We start from the raw sequence: 1368 nt of genomic DNA, 5'->3' as shown, positions 1-1368 counted from the left end.
CCCGCGGTGACGGGTGCCCGGCCCGTGCGCCGGCCCGGAGCCGGCCCGGCACCCGTCCCGGGCGCCCTCAGCGCGCTTCGCCCAGGCCCTCCAGGTCCCCGGGGGAGGGGGCGAAGTCCTGCGGCGGGCCGAAGACGACGTCCAGGACGTGGCTCATCCGGACGTCGAAGGTGTGGGTGCCCGGGGTGACCAGCTCCTCCGCCCTGTCGTACTTCCAGCCGTTGTTGACGCCCTGGTAGTGGCGGTGGTGGATCAGGTCGTTCTTCACCGCGTTCGCCCCCGCGACGCTGTGCACGCGCCACTGCGTGGACCGCCAGTCCACGACGCCGGGCAGCACCGCCCACTTGACCGTCGTCGTGCCCTTCACCCGGTGCCGGTAGTCGGTGAACCTGCGCTGGCGCGCGGGGTCCATGGGCTCCGCCGTCGCCTTGGCGATCCAGCGGCCGTCGAACATCACCGCCCCCGCCTCCGACTCCTCCGCGTGCTCGAAGACCGAGCGCGCGTCGTCGCACAGGACGAGTTCGTCGATGTCCACGCTCACGACCCCGGCCGCCCGGGAGAGGTAGCGGAAGCGCCCGTGCTCCAGGAGCCCGTACTGGCAGTAGTCGGAGTCCCAGACCTCGTGGGGGCCGCAGTTCGGGCCCCAGGGGTAGCGCCAGTCCACGACGACGGCCGTCGTGATGCCCTCCACCTCGGCGATCGCGTCGGCCACGTCCTGCGGCGTGTAGCGGGTGGAGTTGTTGTCGTAGAGGACGACCCCGGTGACGCCGTGCACGAGGTGGTAATAGCGCAGGAAGTCCTGGATCCAGACGAGGTCGTTGTCCTGGGACTTCGTGATGAGCGTCCGCTGCCCCGCGAAGAGCGCGGACTCGTCGGGCGCGATCTCCGCCTCGAACCGACCGTCCCCGAGCCCGAGGCTCAGCCGGGTGCCGGGGGCCGCCCCCCTGATCCGCGAGCGCTGGGTCCGACCCCAGTCGGAGAGCGAGACGGACGCGGCGACGTCCGTGCCGTCCACCCGCCAGTCCGCCTTCTCCAGCGGCTCCTTGAGGTTGTTGAGCGGCGGCCCGGAGAGCCACACGTCCTCGCCCAGCCGGAACGCGTCGTAGAACAGCGTCCGGCTGTCGAACTTCTCCAGGTAGTCCGGCTGCCGGTCCTCCGGCTTGCGCGGCGGCACCCGGCGCAGCGGCGCGTCCTCGGGGAGCGTGATCCCCGAGGGCCGGACGACCTTCACGGTCTTCTGCTCCGGCCGCCCGACCGAGCGCCGTACGTCCCAGGCCGCGCGCGCCTCGCGCAGCGGCCGCAGGAAGTCCTCCAGCGTCCGGGCGCCCGGGGGGCGGGCGCGCTCCGTCTCCAGGCGGGTGAGGCGGC

At 73.0% G+C, this 1368-nt stretch carries 1 protein-coding gene; it reads right to left on the bottom strand.

Annotated features, from left to right (window positions below; genetic code table 11):
- Positions 1-67: 67 nt before the first annotated feature.
- Positions 68-1368 (bottom strand): capsule biosynthesis protein CapZ (locus SSBG_RS08765; RefSeq protein ID WP_078491252.1); only part of this gene is annotated, 1301 nt, incomplete at its 5' end.

It is taken from the genome of Streptomyces sp. SPB074 (assembly GCF_000154905.1).
In the GTDB taxonomy this organism is placed as follows: Bacteria; Actinomycetota; Actinomycetes; order Streptomycetales; family Streptomycetaceae; genus Streptomyces.
The sequence above is the reverse complement of the archived record's forward strand: the minus strand, read 5'-3'. Positions and strand labels throughout refer to the sequence as shown.